This is a genomic window from Neorhizobium descurainiae (genome assembly GCF_051400715.1).
GTDB lineage: Bacteria > Pseudomonadota > Alphaproteobacteria > Rhizobiales > Rhizobiaceae > Neorhizobium.
Genome location: NZ_JBLFFK010000017.1, coordinates 57085 through 76497, shown reverse-complemented (window position 1 = coordinate 76497; position 19413 = coordinate 57085). Strand labels below are relative to the sequence as shown.

At 62.3% G+C, this 19413-nt stretch carries 23 protein-coding genes; 13 read left to right on the top strand and 10 right to left on the bottom strand.

The window, feature by feature from the left end:
• The 3 genes from ACMGE0_RS24220 to sppA all read right to left on the bottom strand — a co-directional run bounded on the left by ACMGE0_RS24220 (position 1) and on the right by sppA (position 1724).
• Positions 1-336, bottom strand: a complete 336-nt coding sequence (locus ACMGE0_RS24220; RefSeq protein ID WP_436818456.1) for a lipopolysaccharide assembly protein LapA domain-containing protein — start codon at positions 334-336, stop codon at positions 1-3.
• A 105-nt stretch (positions 337-441) separates the two neighbouring features.
• Complete coding sequence (locus ACMGE0_RS24215) at positions 442-741, bottom strand: integration host factor subunit beta (protein ID WP_037159231.1); 300 nt, start codon at positions 739-741, stop codon at positions 442-444.
• A gap of 26 nt (positions 742-767) precedes the next feature.
• Positions 768-1724 (bottom strand): signal peptide peptidase SppA, encoded by a 957-nt coding sequence (gene sppA / locus ACMGE0_RS24210; protein ID WP_436818455.1) that lies wholly within the window; start codon positions 1722-1724, stop codon positions 768-770.
• Between the two features lie 210 nt (positions 1725-1934).
• On the opposite strand from sppA, the gene ACMGE0_RS24205 reads away from it, so the two are divergent.
• From ACMGE0_RS24205 to ACMGE0_RS24175, 7 genes are all read left to right on the top strand, one after another.
• Positions 1935-2603 carry an LPS export ABC transporter periplasmic protein LptC gene (locus ACMGE0_RS24205; RefSeq protein ID WP_436818454.1) on the top strand — a complete coding sequence of 223 codons (669 nt, stop codon included), beginning with the start codon at positions 1935-1937 and terminating at the stop codon, positions 2601-2603.
• A gap of 12 nt (positions 2604-2615) precedes the next feature.
• The gene (locus ACMGE0_RS24200) at positions 2616-3182 is read left to right on the top strand and encodes an LptA/OstA family protein (RefSeq protein WP_436818453.1); all 567 of its coding nucleotides are present in this window, start codon (positions 2616-2618) and stop codon (positions 3180-3182) included.
• Positions 3183-3218: 36 nt separating this feature from the next.
• Positions 3219-4001: an LPS export ABC transporter ATP-binding protein gene (gene lptB, locus ACMGE0_RS24195; protein ID WP_143531660.1), complete on the top strand. Its 783-nt coding sequence runs from the start codon at positions 3219-3221 to the stop codon at positions 3999-4001.
• A 180-nt stretch (positions 4002-4181) separates the two neighbouring features.
• Positions 4182-5732 (top strand): RNA polymerase factor sigma-54, encoded by a 1551-nt coding sequence (gene rpoN / locus ACMGE0_RS24190; protein WP_436818452.1) that lies wholly within the window; start codon positions 4182-4184, stop codon positions 5730-5732.
• 235 nt (positions 5733-5967) lie between these two features.
• Positions 5968-6543, top strand: a complete 576-nt coding sequence (gene hpf / locus ACMGE0_RS24185) for a ribosome hibernation-promoting factor, HPF/YfiA family (RefSeq protein ID WP_436818451.1) — start codon at positions 5968-5970, stop codon at positions 6541-6543.
• 78 nt (positions 6544-6621) lie between these two features.
• Positions 6622-7086 (top strand): PTS IIA-like nitrogen regulatory protein PtsN, encoded by a 465-nt coding sequence (gene ptsN, locus ACMGE0_RS24180; RefSeq protein WP_436818450.1) that lies wholly within the window; start codon positions 6622-6624, stop codon positions 7084-7086.
• Positions 7087-7270: 184 nt separating this feature from the next.
• Positions 7271-7507, top strand: coding sequence for a hypothetical protein (locus ACMGE0_RS24175; RefSeq protein WP_436818449.1), 237 nt, complete (start codon positions 7271-7273; stop codon positions 7505-7507).
• Between the two features lie 55 nt (positions 7508-7562).
• Here ACMGE0_RS24175 and grpE read toward each other — a convergent pair whose 3' ends face one another.
• Entirely contained in the window at positions 7563-8222 is a 660-nt protein-coding gene (grpE, locus tag ACMGE0_RS24170) for a nucleotide exchange factor GrpE (protein ID WP_436818448.1), read from the bottom strand.
• A 115-nt stretch (positions 8223-8337) separates the two neighbouring features.
• On the bottom strand, positions 8338-9417 hold the full coding sequence (hrcA, locus tag ACMGE0_RS24165) for a heat-inducible transcriptional repressor HrcA (RefSeq protein WP_436818447.1): 1080 nt from the start codon (positions 9415-9417) through the stop codon (positions 8338-8340).
• A 226-nt stretch (positions 9418-9643) separates the two neighbouring features.
• Here hrcA and rph point away from each other — a divergent pair, with 226 nt between their 5' ends.
• From rph to hemW, 5 genes are all read left to right on the top strand, one after another.
• Positions 9644-10360, top strand: a complete 717-nt coding sequence (rph, locus tag ACMGE0_RS24160; protein WP_085423341.1) for a ribonuclease PH — start codon at positions 9644-9646, stop codon at positions 10358-10360.
• A gap of 161 nt (positions 10361-10521) precedes the next feature.
• The gene (locus tag ACMGE0_RS24155) at positions 10522-10929 is read left to right on the top strand and encodes a VOC family protein (protein ID WP_436818446.1); all 408 of its coding nucleotides are present in this window, start codon (positions 10522-10524) and stop codon (positions 10927-10929) included.
• A gap of 81 nt (positions 10930-11010) precedes the next feature.
• Entirely contained in the window at positions 11011-11316 is a 306-nt protein-coding gene (locus ACMGE0_RS24150; RefSeq protein ID WP_436818445.1) for an antibiotic biosynthesis monooxygenase family protein, read from the top strand.
• A 65-nt stretch (positions 11317-11381) separates the two neighbouring features.
• Positions 11382-12026 carry an RdgB/HAM1 family non-canonical purine NTP pyrophosphatase gene (gene rdgB / locus ACMGE0_RS24145; protein WP_436818444.1) on the top strand — a complete coding sequence of 215 codons (645 nt, stop codon included), beginning with the start codon at positions 11382-11384 and terminating at the stop codon, positions 12024-12026.
• 6 nt (positions 12027-12032) lie between these two features.
• On the top strand, positions 12033-13226 hold the full coding sequence (gene hemW / locus ACMGE0_RS24140; protein ID WP_436818443.1) for a radical SAM family heme chaperone HemW: 1194 nt from the start codon (positions 12033-12035) through the stop codon (positions 13224-13226).
• Positions 13227-13233: 7 nt separating this feature from the next.
• On the opposite strand, the gene ACMGE0_RS24135 is transcribed toward hemW, so the two are convergent.
• The 5 genes from ACMGE0_RS24135 to mutM form a co-directional block, all read right to left on the bottom strand.
• Positions 13234-13854 (bottom strand): LysE family translocator, encoded by a 621-nt coding sequence (locus ACMGE0_RS24135; protein WP_436818442.1) that lies wholly within the window; start codon positions 13852-13854, stop codon positions 13234-13236.
• 64 nt (positions 13855-13918) lie between these two features.
• Positions 13919-15484, bottom strand: a complete 1566-nt coding sequence (gene dnaA / locus ACMGE0_RS24130; RefSeq protein WP_436818441.1) for a chromosomal replication initiator protein DnaA — start codon at positions 15482-15484, stop codon at positions 13919-13921.
• 852 nt (positions 15485-16336) lie between these two features.
• Positions 16337-16603: a 30S ribosomal protein S20 gene (gene rpsT / locus ACMGE0_RS24125; RefSeq protein ID WP_436818440.1), complete on the bottom strand. Its 267-nt coding sequence runs from the start codon at positions 16601-16603 to the stop codon at positions 16337-16339.
• A gap of 209 nt (positions 16604-16812) precedes the next feature.
• A complete protein-coding gene (locus tag ACMGE0_RS24120; protein ID WP_436818439.1) occupies positions 16813-17586 on the bottom strand; it encodes an enoyl-CoA hydratase in 774 nt (257 codons plus the stop codon).
• Positions 17587-17599: 13 nt separating this feature from the next.
• Entirely contained in the window at positions 17600-18478 is an 879-nt protein-coding gene (gene mutM, locus ACMGE0_RS24115) for a bifunctional DNA-formamidopyrimidine glycosylase/DNA-(apurinic or apyrimidinic site) lyase (protein WP_436818438.1), read from the bottom strand.
• 158 nt (positions 18479-18636) lie between these two features.
• Here mutM and ubiE point away from each other — a divergent pair, with 158 nt between their 5' ends.
• Positions 18637-19413, top strand: coding sequence for a bifunctional demethylmenaquinone methyltransferase/2-methoxy-6-polyprenyl-1,4-benzoquinol methylase UbiE (gene ubiE, locus ACMGE0_RS24110; RefSeq protein WP_436818437.1), 777 nt, complete (start codon positions 18637-18639; stop codon positions 19411-19413).

Sequence of the window (19413 nt, the reverse complement as noted above, 5' to 3'; positions counted from 1 at the left end):
CTATTTTGAAGGCAGTTGCGACGAGGCCGGCCGTCCCGCGACGGCCGCCTTGTGCTCGTTCTGCCACCTGACGGCTTCGCGCGCCTCGACGCGGGCCTGCTTGCGGTGCTTGCCCTGGCTCCACCAGGTCACCGCCGAGCCGATCAGCATGCCTACCAAGACGGCCAGGAACAGGAACAGGAAGAGCGGCGCACTCACCGACAGGACACCGTCTTCCGGCCGGAAGGGATTGAGCGCCAACGTCACCACCTGGCGGTTCGCCACCGCGAGCACGATCAGCACGATGCCGAGCGGCACGAAGATCACGAGAGAGACGATCCGTTTGAACTTGTCCATGGGATTCTCCGGCGACAGACGATCTGCCGTTTTATCGGCGTCCGTTGCAGAATAGGCGCACTTCGGGGGGATTCAAGGGCGGCGGATGACCGCGCGGCAGGGGAATCAATCGTCCTCGTCGGCAAGGCCCGGATTGAGGCGTTCGCGCAGTTCCTTGCCGGTCTTGAAGAAGGGAACCCACTTCTCCTCGACGAAGACGCTTTCGCCGGTGCGGGGATTGCGGCCGGAACGGGAGGGGCGATTCTTCACCGAAAAGGCGCCGAAACCGCGCAGTTCGACACGGTTTCCGGCGGCCAGTGCATCTGTGATCTCGTCGAGCACGGCGTTCACGATGTTCTCGACGTCGCGGTGGTAGAGATGCGGATTGCGGGCTGCAACGATCTGAACCAGTTCTGACTTGATCACGGTTGTCCCCTGAAAAAATTAGATTTTCATCCGCGTCCAACCTGCCAAACGGAGACCAGACCGTCAAGAAACAACTTGTCCGTCCCGAACATCCGAAAGGCATAGGGGGCGATCGCCTCACCTAAACCGGTCTGCCGGAAGAACTCGGCCATGGCGCTCGCGAGCCAGAAGGACGAGGAGGACCTCCGCTCCTTCCAATCGACGACCGGCAGATCCTTCGAGACGCCGCGCGATTCCAGATAAGCCCTTATGTCCTCGTCGCCGCCGAGCTTGTCGACCAGCTTGACGCCGAGCGCCTGGCGCCCGGTGAAGATCGTCCCGTCGGCCAGTTTCAGGACCTCCTCGCGCGGCAGCTTGCGGCGGTCCGCAACCAGATCGACGAACCAGCCGTAGCTGTCCATCACCATGTTGCGGATCATCGTCCTGGCCTCCTCGCTCGCCGGATGGAAGGGCGACGGCTCGGCCTTCAGCGGCGCCGATTTGATCTCCTCCAGCGAAACGCCGATCTTCTGCATCATCTCGGCGATCTGCGGGTACTGGAAGATGACGCCGATCGAGCCGGTGATCGAGCTCTCGCCCGCGACGATCTGATCGCCGGCGGTGGCGATCATATAACCGGCGGAGGCCGCGAGCGTGCGGATGTCGGAGACGACCGGCTTCTTCTCCGCGACATGGCGGATCGCCTTGAAGATGCGCTCGCCGCCATAGGTCGTGCCCCCCGGCGAGGAGATCGAGACGACGAGCGCCTTGGCCTGACTGCTGTCGGCGATCCGGTCGAGCCGCTCCAGAAGCTCCTTGTCGTCGGAGATCAGGCCGGAAATCTCGATGCGGGCGACATGCGGCACCGCCGATCCCACACGATCCCCACCGGCAAAGCGGTAGAGCGCGAACCCGATGCCGATCAGAAAGACCAGGGCGACGATGCGCCAGAAGCTCAGCTTGCGGCGCAGTGAACGCCGGTCCGCAATTGCCATTTGATCCATGAGACCACCCTTTCGAGATGCGCTGCCCGCTGCTAAATAGGCTCTCTAGCGCGTTTTGCAGCAGTGCACATCACGTTTTTATGTTGTCCGTTATTGTTTGTTGATGAATAAAAACCATATTGGCGGGCAAGACAAAGCCGCATCCGTCCCGCTCCCCGCCGTAACCGCGGGAAGGACGGCAAAAGGCAAGTAAGGATCGATCCGGCACCCATGCTGCAGCATATTCGAAAGACGGCAGGCCTCGTGGCGGCGCTGGAGCCGCATGCGGACGCCTATCAGGCAGCGCTTTCCCATTCCACGCTGGTGCGGAAGCTGAAAGTTCTGCTGCCCATCAGCGCCGCCGTGATCTCGGCTCTCTTCATCGGCGTCTCGGTCATCCGCGCCTACCTGCCCGAGAACCTGTCCATCGAGAACGCCCGCATCGAGAACGGCAAGATCGTCATGGAGCGTCCGGCGATCTCGGGCCGCAACAGCGACGGCATCAGCTATTCGATGATCGCCACGCGCGCGCTGCAGGACATCCAGAACCCGAACATGATCACGCTCGAGGACGTGAAGGCCGCCGTGCCGATCAACGACGACGTGATCGCGCGGGTGACGGCGACCGGCGCCGACTTCGACCGCGGCTCCGACAAGCTCAACCTCACCGCGCCGTTCGACGTCAACCTGTCGAACGGCATCACCGCCCGCTTCAAATCCGCCCGCATGGATATCCCCGGCGGGACCATGGATACGCCCGATCCCGTCGATATCTCCATGAAGGAAGGCTCGATTGTTGCAGAGTCTTTAAAGATAACGGATAAGGGACGCACTATCACATTCCAAGGTCAGGTTCGCGTCCATCTCGACCCTGCCGCAATCCGCAACCAAGGCAAATAGAGCCCGGCCGCCATGATGTATCGCCGCCTTCTTTCCCGCAATACCGCAGTTCTGATCGCGGCAGGCCTGCTGTCCTGTCTCGCCGCCACCGCGCACGCCCAATCGACCACCAGCCAGATGGAGGGCCTCAAGCTTTCCGGCGACCAGCCCATCCAGATCCAGAGCGACCAGCTCGAAATCAAGGAGCAGGAGAAGAAGGCCTTCTTCACCGGCAACGTGCAGGTCGTGCAAGGCTCGACCACGATGAAGGCCGGCAAGATGACCGTCCTCTATACGGGGCAGGAAGGCGCGTCGGTCACCTCGGGCAATGCCAATATCGACAAGATCTTCCTCGACGGCACGGTTTTCCTGAGCTCCGGCACGCAACAGGCGACCGCCGAGAAGGGCGAATTCGACATGGCGTCGCAGACTTTCGTGCTTTCCGGCAAGCAGGTCGTGCTTTCCGAAGGCCCCAACGTATTCAAGGGTTGCAAGCTCACCGTTCTGATGGCAACCGGAGAGGCGAAGCTCGACAGCTGCGGCGGGCGCGTCGAGATCATGCTCGATCCGAAATCCCGGCAGCAGCCACAAAACCGATAATAGACCCAAGACGTGAAAATACCGCTGCTCTCCAGTCTGTCGGCCAGGAAGCCGTCCGCGCCCGAACCTTTCGTTGCACGCGACAAAGCGCGCTACGAGGGCACGCTCGTCGCTCATGGCCTTTCCAAGACCTATGACACGCGCCGTGTCGTCAACGGCGTGTCGCTCGTCGTGCGCCGCGGCGAGGCCGTCGGGTTGCTCGGACCGAACGGCGCCGGCAAAACCACCTGCTTCTACATGATCACCGGGCTCGTGCCGGTCGACGAGGGCATGATCGCCATCAACGGCAACGAGGTCACCCGGATGCCGATGTATCGCCGCGCCCGCCTCGGCGTCGGCTACCTGCCGCAGGAGGCCTCAATCTTCCGCGGCCTGACGGTGGAGGAGAATATCCGCGCCGTTCTCGAAGTGCACCAGCCGGACAGGGACAAGCGGGAGAGCAAGCTCGACGAGCTTCTGGACGAATTCCATATCGGCCAACTGCGCAAATCCGCGGCGGTGGCGCTTTCCGGCGGCGAGCGGCGGCGCCTCGAAATCGCCCGCGCGCTGGCGACCGATCCCGCCTTCATGCTGCTCGACGAGCCGTTCGCCGGCGTCGACCCGATCTCCGTCTCGGATATCCAGAATCTCGTACGCCACTTGACGGCGCGCGGGATCGGCGTTCTGATAACGGACCACAATGTCCGCGAGACGCTCGGCCTCATCGACCGGGCCTATATCATCCATGCGGGCGAAGTGCTGACGCACGGCCGGGCGGACGATATCGTCAACAATCCGGACGTCCGCCGCCTGTACCTGGGCGACAAGTTCAGCCTGTAATACGCGTCGTGCGGCAAAGAAGTTCACCTTCTCCGCACAGCAGCGCTTGACCAAATCTTCTAAAAAAGCAATTCTCGTGCCAGATGCAAATTCGGCCATCGAAGGGGCATGGCCGAAAGCGTGGTCGCCGCTTCATGAGGGAGCGGCACAAGGAGATCGCAGGGGAGTTTCGCGTCCGTCATGGGTTTATCCGCCAGCCTTTTCCTGAGACAGACTCAATCGCTGGTGATGACGCCGCAGCTGATGCAATCGATCCAGCTGCTGCAGATGACGCATTTCGAGCTCACGCAGTTCATCGCCCACGAAGTCGAGAAGAATCCGCTGCTCGAAATTGCGTCAGACGGAAGCGAAAACGGCGCTGAAACAGGCTTTGAAGACAACGAGGCCTTTTCCGAACCCGACAGCGGAAGCCCCGACGGCGCGGCCGACGGACACTGGTATGAAAGCTCCTCCTCCGGCATGGCGGAACGGCTCGACGAGGGGCTCGGTACCGGGTTCGAAAACGTCTTCCAGGATGACGGTCCGGTCCGGCGCGCCGATGCCCCGGAATTGCTCAGCCAGTGGAAAAGCATGCCGGGCGGGGAAGCCGGCGAAGATTACGACCTGGACGACTTCGTCGCCGGCCAGGTGACGCTGCGCGACCATCTGAACCAGCAGATTCCCTTTCTTCCCGGCGGCGCGGCCGACCGCCTCATCGCCCAGCACCTGGTCGACCAGCTCGACGAGGCCGGCTACCTGCAGGGCGATCTTCAGGAAATCGCAGCCCGCCTCGGCAAACGCATCGAGGCTGTGGAGACGGTCCTGCACTCGCTGCAGACGCTCGACCCGCCGGGCGTCTTCGCCCGCTCGCTCGGCGAGTGCCTGGCGATCCAGCTTCGTCAGAGAAACCGGCTGGACCCGGCCATGGACGCGCTGGTCAAGCATCTGGAACTGCTTGCGAAGCGCGACTTCGCCTCGCTGAGGAAAATCTGCGGCGTCGACGACGAAGACCTGATCGACATGCTGGCGGAAATCCGGGGGCTCAATCCGAAGCCGGGCGCCGACTTCGAGAGCGGCGCTTCCGAGACGATCGCGCCCGATATCGTCGTGCGCGCCGCGCCGGACGGAAGCTGGATGGTCGAGCTCAACCCCGACACGCTGCCGCGCGTGCTGGTCAACCAGGCCTATTTCCAGAAGGTGGTGAAGAACTGCCCGAAGAACGGCGAGGATCACAATTTCCTCTCCGAATGCCTGCAGAACGCCAACTGGCTGACCCGCAGCCTCGACCAGCGCGCAAAGACGATCATGAAGGTGGCGGCCGAAATCGTCCGCCAACAGGACGCCTTCCTGATGTACGGCGTCGACCACCTGCGGCCGCTCAACCTGAAGACGGTCGCCGAAGCGATCAAGATGCATGAATCGACGGTGAGCCGCGTCACCTCCAACAAATACATGCTGACGCCGCGGGGCCTATTCGAGCTCAAATATTTCTTCACCGTCTCGATCGGCTCGGCGGAGGAAGGCGGCGACAGCCATTCGGCCGAGGCGGTGCGCCACCGCATCCGCCAGATGATCGCCCAGGAGACGCCGGACGCGGTGCTTTCCGACGACGACATCGTCATCAGCCTGAAGCGCGGCGGCGTCGAGCTTGCCCGCCGCACCGTCGCGAAATACCGCGAGGCGATGAACATCCCCTCCTCCGTCCAGCGCCGGCGGGAGAAGCGCGCGCTTGCCAGGGTCGCGGCTTTTTGAGCGTCCTCGGCTTCTCCGGGACTACGTCGAATTCCTGATGCCCGCGACCGTTGACATTCCCGGCCCCGGGCGCTAGAAGCCCGCCGCAATTGCACGGAACATGGTACAGACAATCCCGCCGTCCAAACAGGCATCGATTGCAGCAATTTGGCCTTGTCGCATGCGAATGGCTTGGATGAGGGGGCGGCTTGGCGTAGACTGAAACACGCAAGTCACGACAAGAAGGAAGAATTCCATGAGTGTGCGCGTATCCGGTAAGCATATGGAAATTGGCGATTCGTTCCGTCAAAGGATCGAGGAGCAGATCGGTGAAGCGGTTACGAAATACTTCGACGGGGGGTATGCGAGCCAAGTCATCGTGGAAAAATCCGGTTCGCGCTTTTCGGCCGATTGCAAGGTGCATCTCGATACCGGGGTCGTCCTGCATGCGGCGGGAGAGGCGAATGATCCACAGGGCAGTTTCGACGCCGCGGCAGAGCGGATCGAGAAGCGGCTGCGCCGCTACAAGCGGCGGCTCAAGGACCATCATGCGGGCAACCACATGAACGGCCATACGGAAATCGCCTACACCGTCATGGATCGCGTACCGGATGAAGCGGATGAAGTGCCCGAGGATTTCGCGCCGACCATCGTTGCCGAAAGCTCGAAACAATTGAAGACAATGTCGGTGGCAAGCGCCGTGATGGCGCTGGACATGACCGACGAACCGGTTCTTCTGTTCCGCAGCCCCGGCAAGGAAGAGCTGAACATCGTTTACCGCCGCAACGACGGCAATATTGGCTGGATCGATTCCACCAATATCAAAAACTGAACAATCTTGGGGAGAGCGTCGGCAGCGGCGCTCCCCTTCGCCTGGAGCAAAGCTCTTGCGGCACAAAGGATGACGAGAATGGCATTGGCAGATTTACTGCAGCAAGATGCGATTATTCCTGCCCTCAAAGTGAATTCCAAAAAGCAGCTTCTGCAGGAACTGGCGGCGAAAGCTTCCAAGCTCACCGGCGTTGCCGAACGGGAAATCTTCGACGTCATCCTGCAGCGGGAGAGGCTCGGCTCCACCGGCGTCGGCCACGGCATCGCCATTCCGCACGGCAAGCTCAACAGCATCTCCTCGATCAAGGGCATTTTCGCACGCCTCGAAGCGCCGGTCGATTTCGAAGCGCTCGACGACGAGCCGGTCGACCTGGTCTTCCTGCTGCTCGCGCCGGAAGGTGCGGGCGCCGACCATCTGAAGGCGCTGTCGCGCATCGCCCGCGTGCTGCGCGACCAGGAACTGGTGGCGAAGCTGCGCAAGACCGATTCCGCCTCGGCGATCTACGCCTTCCTCAACGAGGAGCAGGCCAACCACGCCGCCTGACGGCAAACGGGCTTTCGTGGGGACGAGACGAGCCGCCCGGCCGCCGGAAAGGCGCCGGGCGGTTTTGGTTTTTTCGAAGCTTCTCCAGCATCGTCTGCATGGCGCGGGAGCCGAACGCCCGACAAGACCCCCTTTGCCTTTTCGGCCGCCTGCCACATCTCCTCAGTTAGCTGTGGAGGCAGCCATGAACGATGAAGCGCGTGCCCGCATTGCGGCCAATGACAAACTGCTGAAAGCACTGATCACGCTTCTTGCGATCAAGGATCCCGATCTGCTCGACGAGCTGGACCTGATCTTCACGATCGCCGGCGATGAAGACAGCCCGATCGGGGAGGCGGACCGAAGGACTCGCGACCACCTGCGCAAGGAGCTGGAAATGATCAGGACACTCGCCAGCAAGGCGCTGGAGACGGCGCATTAGGCGTCTTCGCCCGGGACAGCCCGGGCAGGACGGAGGAAAGGTTGCGGGCCGCCGGTCAGGCCTTGTTCTCGCCCGCCGTTTCGGTGGCCGCAGACGCTTCCGGCTTCGGACCGCCTTTGGCGACCCCGACCATGGCTGGGCGCAGAACGCGTTCGCCGATCGTGAAGCCGGCCTGGACGACCTGAACGACCGTGTTGTTCGGCACCGTGGCGTCCGGGATTTCGAACATGGCCTGATGGAAGTTCGGATCGAACTTCTGGCCCTCCGCCTCGATCTTCTTCACGCCGTGCCGCTCCAGCGCCGAGAGCATGGAGCGCTCGGTCATTTCCACGCCTTCGAGAAGCGTGCTCAACGTGGCATCGGCACCGGCGCGTATCTCGGTCGGGACGGCGTCCAGCGCCCTGCGCAGGTTGTCCGAAACGGCGAGCATGTCGCGCGCGAAGCCCGCTACGGAATAGGACTTGGCATCCTTCACGTCGCGCTCCGTGCGGCGGCGCAGGTTGTCCATCTCGGCGGCAAGCCGCAGGAAGCGATCGCGCAATTCGGCATTCTCATTTTTCAGCACGTCAAGCGGGTCAGGCTCCTGGACTGCCTCCGGGGCCTTGGTTTCCGCGGCATTCTCCGTGGCCGCGTCCTCGAGAGCAGACGCCACAGCTTCCGCCGTGTTTTCGGCGGCAGTTGCGTCAGGTCCGTTCTTCTTGGTTTCGTCGGTCATGACGGTCTCCGGTTATTCTTGCTTGGATTTCTGGGCTCAGTTTTGTGCCCGATATCGAGGTTTAAGGTGAAAAAATCAAGGCTTGACGGGAAACTTGGGCTAAGGCTCTCGGAGATCAGCGCGACAGCCTTGCCAACAGCTGGGCCGTATAATCCACCATCGGCACGATGCGGGAATAGTTGAGCCGCGTCGGACCGATGACGCCGACCGCGCCGATGATGCGATCCTCGCCGTCGCGATAGGGCGCCACGATGAGCGAAGAGCCCGAGAGCGAAAAAAGCTTGTTTTCCGAACCGATGAAGATGCGTACCCCCGGCCCCCGCTCGGCAAGGTCGAGGATTTCGAGCAGGCTGTCCTTTTTTTCGAGATCGTCGAAGAGAAGGCGCAGGCGGTCCAGATCGGCCGTATCGTCGAGGCCTTGAAGGAGGTTGGCGCGGCCACGGACGATAAGCTGGCTCGGCTTGCCTTCCTCGCTGTCTCCCGACCAGACGGCCAAACCCCGTTCCACAAGATCCTGCGAGAGAGCATAGAGCGCGCCCTGCACCTCGTCCTTGAGCTTCTTCAGCTGGCTGCGCAGTTCCGGCAGCGTCTGGCCGGTCAGATGCGCGTTGAGGAAATTGGCCGCCTCGGTGAGCTGCGACGACGTCACGCCCGCCGGCAGCTCGATGATGCGGTTCTCCACCTGGTTGTGATCGCCGACGAGCACCGCGAGCGCCTTGGTGGGCTCCAGACGGATGAACTCGACATGTTTCAGCACGGGATCGCTTTTCGCGGTGATGACGAGGCCGGCGCCGCGCGACATGCCTGACAGAACCAGGCTCGCCTCCGCCATCAGGCTTTCCATCGGCTGGTCGCGGTCGGCGGGGCGGATCTGCCGGTCGATGCTGGCGCGCTCCTCCTCCGACAGGTTTCCGACCTGCATGAAGGCATCGACGAAGAACCTCAGGCCCGACTGGGTGGGCAGCCGGCCGGCGCTGATATGCGGCGAATAGATGAGGCCCAGTTCCTCCAGGTCGCTCATCACATTGCGCACCGACGCCGGCGAAAGCGACATGGGGAGCAGGCGGGAGAGGTTGCGGGAGCCGAGCGGCTCACCGGTTTCGAGATAGCTCTCGACGATGCGACGGAAAATTTCGCGCGAACGGTCATCGAGCACAGAGCCGCTCTCCCTACCCGCCGGTGCCGAAAAACCCATCTAAACCTTCACCACTCTGTTGATCCTTCCGGAAAATATAGTCATTCGCCCGCGTCTTCGCAAAAGGGAAAATCAGCCAAGCCGTCATCACGGCCGTTCAAAAAGCAGGCCCCCCGGCAAAGGCATGCGCGGGATTTCCAGATTTCGCAATTCCGGACGGAAAACCGCTTCGCACTTTTCCTGGAATTGCTTTAGAAGGCAGAAACCGAAATCCAGGGAGCAAAGCATGCGGCCTTCAGGCAGACAGACGAACCAGATGCGCAAGGTCTCTTTCGAGCGCAATTTTTCGAAGCACGCGGAGGGCTCCTGCCTCGTGAAATTCGGGGACACGCATGTGCTCTGCACCGCAAGCCTCGAGGACAAGACGCCGCCGTGGCTCCGGAACAGCGGCAAGGGCTGGGTGACCGCGGAATACGGCATGCTGCCGCGCGCCACCGGCGAACGCATGAAGCGCGAGGCCGCCGCCGGCAAGCAGGGTGGCCGCACGCAGGAAATCCAGCGTCTGATCGGCCGGTCGCTGCGCGCCGTCATCGATCTCGAAGCGCTCGGCGAGCGGCAGATCACCGTCGATTGCGACGTCATCCAGGCGGATGGCGGCACCCGCACCGCCTCGATCACCGGCGGCTGGGTGGCGCTCTACGACTGCCTGAAATGGATGGAAGCACGCTCGATGATCAAGGTCGAGAAGGTGCTGAAGGATCACGTGGCGGCGATCTCCTGCGGCATCTTCGCCAGCCAGCCGGTGATCGACCTCGATTACCTTGAGGATTCTGCGGCCGAGACCGACGCCAATTTCGTCATGACCGGTGCCGGCGGCATTGTCGAGGTGCAGGGAACGGCGGAAGGCGCGCCCTTCAGCCAGGAAGAATTCCTGCAGCTCCTGGCGCTGGCGCAGGCGGGTACGCAGGAACTGGTGGCGCTGCAGAAGCAGGCGATCGCATAAGATTGCCCCTCACCCTAACCCTCTCCCCGTTCTGAAGGGAGAGGGAACGTGCCCCGCGAAACGTCGCATCTGCGAAAACGGTGCGGCATATACCCTTCTCCCCGCAAGCGGGGAGAAGGTGCCGGCAAGCGGATGAGGGGCTGGGGCAAGGAAAGGGAATAATGATCGAAGGCATTCTCGAAACCGCGCTCTATGCCGACGACCTCGACGCGGCGGAAGCTTTCTACGGCGGCGTGCTCGGGCTCGAAAAAGTGCTGCGCGCCGGCAATCGCCACGTCTTCTTCCGCTCGGGCCCGGGCATCCTCTTGATCTTCAATCCGGCCGAAACGATAAAGCCGCCGCCGGCCGATGCGCTGCCCGTGCCGCCGCATGGCGCGACCGGTCCGGGTCACGTCTGCTTCCGCATGAGCGGCAAGGCGATCTCCTCGCTCAAGGAAAAGCTGGAAACGGCAGGCATAGCCATCGAAAGCGATTTCCGCTGGCCGAACGGCGCCCGCTCGATCTATTTCCGCGATCCCGCCGGCAACAGCCTGGAATGCGCAGAGCCCAAGCTCTGGAATCTCGATTGAGGCCGCGGCCTCACAAGACGCTTGGTATCCGCCACAAAACTCCGTTATAGACAAGGCAATCAGAGCCAGGAATTCTTCCCGATGATCATACGCGAATGGCGAGGCCGCGCCTCTCCTTCCAATACGGACGCCTATCCCGCGCATTTCCGAAGCCACGTGGTTCCGGAACTGCAGGCGCTTCCGGGCTTTATAGGCGCGCATCTCAGCCGCCGGGCGCTCGGCGACCGGACGGAGTTCGTCGTGCTGACCCGCTGGAGGGACATGGATGCCATCCGCGCTTTCGCCGGCGACACGCCCGACAAGGCCGTGGTGGAGCCGGGCGCGGTTGCGGCCCTCATCGAATTCGACGATTTCGTGGAACATTACGAGGTCGTCGAGGAAACCTAGCTTGAGGCATTTCGGCAAACGACCGTGCCCCAGCCTCTCCATTTTCAGTTTCATAAAGACAAAGAATGCGCAAACTCGATACCAAGACCATCGTCGTCGCCAGTCACAATGCCGGAAAAATCCGCGAGATCGCAGAGCTGATCGGCCCGCTCGGCTTTTCGGCGAAATCCGCCGCCGAACTGAAGTTCGAGGAGCCGGACGAGACCGGCACGACCTTCGAGAAAAATGCCGCGATCAAGGCGCTCGCCTCGGCCAAGGCTTCCGGCCTGCCGGCACTTTCGGACGATTCCGGTCTCGTCGTCGATGCGCTCGATGGCCAGCCCGGCGTCTATACCGCCAACTGGGCGGAACGCGAGGACGGCACGCGCGACTTCTATATGGCGATGGAGAAGGTCGAAAAGGCGCTTCAAGAAAAAGGGGCCACGGCACCCGAGCAGCGCACCAGCCGCTTCGTCAGCGTGCTCTGCCTCGCCTGGCCGGACGGGCATACCGAATTCTTCCGCGGCGAGGTGGAAGGCACGGTCGTATGGCCACCGCGCGGGACGCAGGGGTTCGGCTACGATCCGGTCTTTCAGCCGGAGGGCTACGATACTACCTTCGGCGAGATGAGTTCCGAAGAAAAGCATGGCTGGAACATCGGCAAGCCGCAGGCGCTCTCCCACCGGGCGCGCGCCTTCAAGCGCTTCGTCGAAACCTGCCTGGAGGCCTGAGTTCCTTTGAACGCCACTATTCCCCTTCTGCCCGACACGCTCCTGCCCGATACCGGGGAGCCCGGATTTGGGGTCTATGTGCATTGGCCGTTCTGCGCGGCCAAATGCCCCTATTGCGACTTCAACAGCCATGTGCGCCACCAGCCGGTGGACCAGCCCCGCTTTACCGCCGCCTTCCTGAAGGAGATGGAGGCGATGCGGAAGATGAGCGGGCCGAAGACAGTCACCAGCATCTTTCTCGGCGGCGGCACGCCTTCCTTGATGGACCCGGCGACAGTCTCGGCGATCCTCGACGGCATCGCGAGGCACTGGCATGTGCCCGACGGCATCGAGATCACCATGGAGGCCAATCCTTCCAGCGTCGAGGCGACCCGCTTCCGCGGCTACCGGGAGGCCGGCGTCAACCGCGTATCGCTCGGCGTGCAGGCGCTGAACGACGCCGACCTGAAGTTCCTCGGGCGGCTGCACGACGTCGCCGACGCCTTGAAGGCGATCCGGCTGGCGCGCGACATCTTTCCGCGCATGAGCTTCGACCTCATCTATGCCCGGCCGACCCAGACGGTGGATGCCTGGGAGGCAGAGCTGAAGGAGGCCATTTCCTATGCCGTCGATCACCTGTCGCTCTACCAGCTGACGATCGAGGAGGGCACGCCCTTCTACGGGCTCGCCAAGGCGGGCAAGCTCACCGTGCCGGACGGCGACCAGTCGGCGGCCCTTTACGAGGCGACGCAGGAGATCACGGAGCGGTTCGGCATGCCGGCCTACGAGGTTTCCAACCATGCGCAGCCCGGCGCCGAAAGCCGGCACAACCTCACCTACTGGCGTTACGGCGATTATGCCGGCATCGGTCCCGGCGCGCACGGCCGGCTGACCCGCGGCCGGAACAAGATCGCGACCTCCACGGAACGGCGGCCGGAAACCTGGCTCGAACAGGTGGAGCGCGTCGGCCACGGCATGCTGGACGAGGAGATCCTCGGCTTCGAGGAACAGGCGGACGAGCTGCTGCTCATGGGCCTGCGCTTAAGGGAAGGGGTCGACCTTGCACGCTGGCAGCAGCTTTCCGGCCGCGATCCCGACCCGATCCGCGAAGAGCGGCTTCTGGAACACGGCTTCATCGAGCGGCTCGGCAATTCGCGGCTGCGCTGCACGCCTTCCGGCATGCTGATCCTGGATGCCGTGGTCGCCGATCTGGCGTGCTGAGCGCTTCCTATCGGGGCGACAGCAGGAGCCTCGTGCCGAAGCCGACGAAAACCAGGCCGACGCCGAGATCGATCTTCTTCTTGGCCCGGAGATACGCCGCCGCGACCGTGCGATGGGTGATGAGGCCGATCAGGCAGGTATAGTAGATCGTCGAAACCGTGACCATCACGGCGACCGCCACGAGCCCATAGACGAAGGGCGTGCCGGCCGGCATGGTCGCCGCAAAAAGGCTCGCGACGAAAAGCGCCGACTTTGGATTGGCGAGATTTGTGGCGAGCCCCATGCGATAGGCGGTCGGGAGCGGCACGTCGATCTTCCGGGTGTTGAGATCGGCAGCCTGCCGCGATTTCCGCACATCCAGAAAGATCCTGCAGCCCAGCCAGACAAGATAAAGCCCGCCAACGATCTTCAGCGCCAGATAGGCGAAGGGCGCGGCCTGGAAGAGAACGTTGATCCCCAGCCAGCCGGCAAGGCCCCAGAGACACGTTCCGGTGATGGTGCCACTTGCCGCAACGATCGCGACCCGCCTCGGCGCGGTCAGCGCATAACGCATGACCAGCAGCGTGTTGGGACCGGGCGTGATACACGCCACGGCCCAGATCGTTGCGACGGAGAGAAGGAACGTCACGTCGATTCCTCGCCTTTACACAACTCCGGACGCAACACCGCTCCGCACTTTCGACGGATTTGCCTTACGCATTGTTCTCGTTGATCAGCCGTTTCAGAAGCTCGACCTCGTGGCTGAGCTTGGTGTCGCCCGAGATCAGCTCCTCGATCTTACGGACCGCATGTAGCACGGTCGTATGATCGCGGCCACCGAAACGACGGCCGATTTCCGGAAAGGAGCGCGGCGTCATGGTCTTCGACAGATACATGGCGACCTGGCGCGGCTTGACGATGACACGGGTGCGCCGGTTCGAGACCAGTTCCTGGCGCGAGACATTGTAATGCCTGGCGACGACGCGCTGGATGTCCTCGATGCGGACGCGTTTCGCCTCACCCGCGCCAACCAGGTGCGCGAGCAGTTCGTCCACCCGCTCGATCGACAGCGACGGCTCGAAGGAGCGGCGGAAAAGCAGCTGGTTGAACGCCCCCTCCAGCTCACGACCGCTGCTCGCCACGTTGCGCGCCACATGGGACAGGATTTCCATCGGAATGTCGAGGGAAGGATCGTCCTGGCGGGCGGTCGCCAACCGGCCCTTCAGCATCGCCAGACGCATCTCGTAATCCGGCGTCTCGACTTCGATCGCGACGCCGCCCTGGAGACGGGAACGGACGCGCGGGTCGAGCGATTCCAGCTCCCAGGGGGCCCGGTCGGCGGCGACCACGACCTGCTTGGCGCTGTCGAGCAGCATGTTGAGCAGGTGGCAGAACTCGTTCTGGATCATCTTGCCCTGCAGGAACTGCATGTCGTCGATGATCAGCAGATCGATGTTGCGCAGCGAATCCTTCAGCGTCAGCGCGTCGTTGTCGCGGATCGCGGTCGCGAAGCGCCACATGAAATATTCCGCCGTCAGATAGACGACCCGCGGCATGCGCTCGCTGCCGACGGCGGCATTGGCGATCGCCTGGAGAAGATGCGTCTTGCCGAGGCCGACGCCGGAATGAATGAAAAGCGGATTGAAGCGCACGGCGCCCGCGCCGGCTTCGGCGATCGTCCTGGCGGCGGCGAGCGCGACCCGGTTCGACGGGCCTTCGACGAAAGTGTCGAAGGTGAAGCGGCTGTCGAGCGGCGAGCCGAACAGCGGGCCCGGAGCCTGGGAAGGACGGGCCGGAGCAGCGGCCGGCGGCGAGAAAGCGGCTATCTTGCCGATCTCGCGCGGCGCCTGCTGACGCTGGAAGGATTGAGCCGGCGCCGGTTCCGGGGGAAGAGCGCGCACCTCGCCTGCGGCGGGGGTACGGGTGCTGCGGCTTGCACTGCGCACCAGGATTTCCACCTTGAGGATCTCGGAATCCTCGGCCTGGAAGATGGATGTAATGAGATCGAGATACCGGTTGTTGATCCAGGACTTCAGGAAGGTTGTCGGCACCGTGAGCCTGACCACGCTCTTCGAAATCGAATGCAGCTTCAAACGCCCGAACCAGCTTGCATAAACGTCCTGACCGACCTGCGCTTTCAAACGTGTGCTGAATCGCTCAAAAAGAGCATCATGCTTCATTTCAGATGTTTCCCCTGCCGCCTGGGGGCAAATTGAATCGAGTGCTTTCCGTGCGTGGTCCCCATTCCCTGCACGGGCCGATACGGTATTCATCTGCATTATTCGCCGCCTTCCAATAATAGCCCGGCGGATTTTGCTTGTGCCGCCAGAACAAACCTCGTTTCAAGGCAAAGCAAACCATTCCCACTCATTGAGAACCGTCGCCGCCCGTCCCCTTGTTTCGGAACTTTCTCTCTCGCCTCGCAGCCGATCGAAAGCCGCGCCCGGTCCGTCTCGCATGCGGACCAAAGCTCGCGGGAGCCACCCCCGCGCAGACGAACGCCTCATCCTCATCATGAGCCGTCCGGACCTCTTTCCTCCTATCCGGCCGGAGCCGGGTTCGCGTTGACAAAAGCCGGCCGTCTCCGGAAACACCCCTGCTTCCGGCTTGCAACCGATGGTTATCTGGAAAACGGGAAAATCTCTCCCGTAGCAAGGGACAAAAAGTCTACGCGCCGTCGCTTGTTGACGGTTGCCGGCAGCCTCTGAAGTAATCCCCGCGCCCCTTGCTGGAACCCATTTAGGCAGGATCAAATGCCAAGATCAATGATGAATTTTACGCAAAATTAAGAGGCGGGCGTTGACTCCGAGAGCGTGATTTGAATGTCACAGAGGCGTTCATGGAGAATCGCTGTTGAATCAATGGGATTCAAAAAAGACATACATTCCCGGTCATTGTTCACAGAAAAAATAAAAATCTTCTTGACTCGATCAGACGGCTTTCCGGCATGCAAAAAGTCACACGCAGACTCACATACCTCCTACAAGCAGTTGATTTTGCTGATCATTTTATGTCACGCCCCTGACACGAAATTGTTAATGAGCCGGGTAAACATATGGAAACCTGAGAGAATCACAAAAAGCCCGGTCAATCAGACCAGGCTTCGTCATGACACAATCTTTAGGAAATGATCAGGCCGAGAGGGCCTTCACACGCGCCGCCAAACGGGAGACCTTCCGGGACGCCGTGTTGCTGTGGATCACGCCCTTGGAAGCAGCGCGCTGGATTTCCGGCTGGGCAACCTTGAGCGCTTCGGCAGCAACGGCGAGATCGCCGGAGGCGATGGCTTCCTCGACCTTGCGGATGAAGCCACGGACGCGCGAACGGCGAGCCTTGTTGACTGCGGTACGGCGAGCGATCTTGCGGGTCGCCTTTTTCGCCGAAGTTGTATTGGCCATTTATGCCTCTCTACGAATTCGAACCAAACTCCACCATTGCCGCGCCGGTCCTGCGACCCTTCATCCAGCAATTCGGGAGCAATAGAGGAAGCCGTGATCAGGCTTTCCCAACTGTGGGCGGGCATATAACCGGAATGGCCGCCCCCGTCAACGCAGATTCTGCCAACGCAGAGTTTGCCAACGCGCATTTTAACGAAGGCGATCGCCGTTCAGCGGTTGGAGAACTGCGGCTTGCGCTTTTCCACGAAGGCCGCCATGCCTTCCTTCTGATCGGCCGTGGCAAACAGCGAGTGGAAGAGCCGCCGCTCGAAGCGCAGGCCTTCGGCAAGCGTCGTCTCGAAGGAACGGTTGACCGCCTCCTTCGCCATCAGGACCGCCGCGCGCGGGAAAGAGGCGATCTTCTCCGCCGCCTCGACCGCCTCGTCGATCAACCGTCCGGGCTCGACGATCCGGGCCACCAGCCCTGCCCTTTCCGCTTCCGCGGCATCCATCATCCGGCCCGTCAGCACCAGGTCCATGGCCTTCGCCTTGCCGACGGCGCGCGTCAGGCGCTGCGAGCCGCCCATGCCGGGGATGACGCCGAGGGTGATTTCCGGCTGGCCGAATTTCGCCGTCTCGGAGGCGATGATGAAATCGCACATCATGGCAAGCTCGCAGCCGCCGCCGAGCGCGAAGCCGGAGACGGCGGCAATCATCGGCTTGCGGGTCGCGGCGATCGCCTCCCAGCCGGAGATGAAATCGCCGACATAGGCGTCGACGAAATCGATGCCCTGCATCTCCTTGATATCGGCGCCGGCGGCAAAGGCCTTCTCCGAACCGCTCAAGACGATCGCACCAACGTCGTCATCCTTGCCGAAGGCGGCCAGCACGTCCTTCAGTTCGGCCATGACGGTCGAATTCAGGGCGTTCAGCGCCTTCGGGCGGTTCAGCGTGATGAGCGCCACCGGGCCGCGCATCTCGGTCAGCAGGGTCTCGTAGCTCATCCGGCCTCTCCTTTTATTTCTGGCATGTCGGGCAATAAAATGTGGAACGGCCCGCCTGGGTGATGCGGGCGACCGTACCGCCGCAGCCCGGCGTACGGCAAGCCTCTCCCTCGCGATCGTAGACGGAGAAGGCGTGCTGGAAATAACCGAGCGAGCCATCCGTCCGGATATGATCGCGCAGCGACGAGCCGCCGGCGGCGATCGCATCGGCAATGACGTCGCGGACCGCATCGTTGAGAAGCGCAAGCTCCTTCTTCGGCTTTCCGGTCTTCGTCACGATGCTGCCGGCCGCCCGTTTCGGCGAAAGATGCGAACGCCACAGCGCTTCGCAGACATATATATTGCCGAGGCCCGCCACGACCGTCTGGTCGAGAAGGGCGCCCTTCAGCGGCTGGTTCTTGCCGGAAAAACGCCGGGCGAGATAATCGGCATCGAGCGCATTGCCGGTCGGTTCCGGTCCGAGCTCGGCGAAGGCGGGATAGAGATCGAGCTCGCTGCGCTTCCACAGATGCATGAAACCGAAGCGGCGCGGGTCGTTGTAGATGACCTTGAGCGGGCCCTTCTCGGGCGCCAGATGGAAGACGACGTGGTCGTGCCGGCCGTCCTTCGAGCGCGGATGGTGGAATTCGCCGGGTGTCTCGTTCTCGATCCTGAACGATCCGGACATGCCGAGATGGCTGATGACGGTCAGATCGTCCTCCAGATCGATCAGCAGGTATTTGGCGCGGCGGCCGAGCGAGACAATTCGCCGCTCCCGAACCGCCTCGGCAAAGTTCTCCGGGAGCGGAAAGCGCAGATCCGGGCGGTTCAGTTCGAGCTTCGCGACGACGGCGCCTTCCATTGCCGGGGCGAGGCCGCGCCGGACGGTTTCAACCTCTGGCAATTCGGGCATCTGATCCTAACTTCCTGTTCCAACCGCACCGTTCCTGATCTATAGACCGGACCGGATGTCGCCGTCATTCATATGGCATCTACAATGAGTGGGCCACAGATAGCGAGACCCGGCCGATTTCGCTATGGTCGGCCGGAATAGACGCAAGGAGTTCACCGATGACCGAAGCCCGTACCAGCGCCGACGGTGGGATGGAAACATCCTATGGCTTCCGAAAGGTGGCGGATGGGGAGAAACAAGGCCTCGTCAACGACGTCTTCCATAAGGTCGCCAAGCGCTACGACGTCATGAACGACGTGATGTCGGCCGGCATGCACCGGGTCTGGAAGGATGCGATGGTGGCTGCCCTCAATCCGCGCAAGGACACCGGCTACAAAACCCTGGACGTGGCGGGCGGCACGGGCGACATCGCCTTCCGCATCGTCGAGGCCTCCGACCGCAAGGCGCATGTGACCGTGCTCGACATCAACGGCTCGATGCTTGCGGTCGGCGCCGAGCGGGCGGCGAAGAGGCGGCTTTCGGAAAACCTCGATTTCGTCGAGGCGAATGCCGAATCCCTGCCCTTCGAAGCCGGTTCCTTCGACGCCTATACGATCGCCTTCGGCATCCGCAACGTGCCGCATATCGACGTGGCGCTCTCGGAGGCCTATCGCGTGCTCAAGCGCGGCGGACGGCTGCTGATACTGGAATTCTCCGAGGTGGAAATGCCGCTGCTCGAACGCGTCTACGAGGAATGGTCGTTCAAGGCGATCCCGCGTTTCGGCAAGATCATCACCGGCGATGCCGAGCCCTATCAATATCTCGTGGAATCCATCCGCAAGTTCCCGAACCAGGAGAATTTCGCGACGATGATCCGCAACGCCGGCTTCTCGCGCGTGACCTATACCAATTACACCGGCGGCATCGCGGCGCTGCATTCCGGCTGGAAGCTCTGA